The organism is Rhizobium ecuadorense, from assembly GCF_001187535.1.
GTDB classification, from domain to species: domain Bacteria; phylum Pseudomonadota; class Alphaproteobacteria; order Rhizobiales; family Rhizobiaceae; genus Rhizobium; species Rhizobium ecuadorense.
In genome coordinates this window covers 1-287 of sequence record NZ_LFIO01000544.1, presented here as the reverse complement: position 1 = coordinate 287, position 287 = coordinate 1, and the positions used below count along the sequence as shown (strand labels likewise).

1 pseudogene is annotated in these 287 nt (G+C 56.1%); it reads left to right on the top strand.

What is annotated here, in order from left to right:
- Window positions 1–234 (top strand): annotated as a pseudogene (locus tag AF337_RS11915) (HIT family protein); the annotation flags it as partial.
- Between the last annotated feature and the right edge of the window lie 53 nt (window positions 235–287).

Genomic DNA, 287 nt, shown 5'->3' with positions numbered 1-287 from the left:
CTCAAAAGCGTGTTCGACGCGGAGCGAATTTATGTGCTTTCGCTCGGCAGCCAGCAAGCCAATAGCCACCTGCATTTTCATGTCGTTCCCTTACCCTCTGGTGTGCCTCTTGAAGAGCAGCAATACCACGCGCTGATGGCGGAGTACGGGGTTCTGCAGATACCTGACGATCAAATGGCACAGTTGGCGCAGCGCATTGCCGAAGCATATCGTTCCGAGTTGACCGCCCGATAATCAACCGTCCGGCTCGCGGTTGAAACCCGGAAGCCAGTGCCTCCAAGCTACGT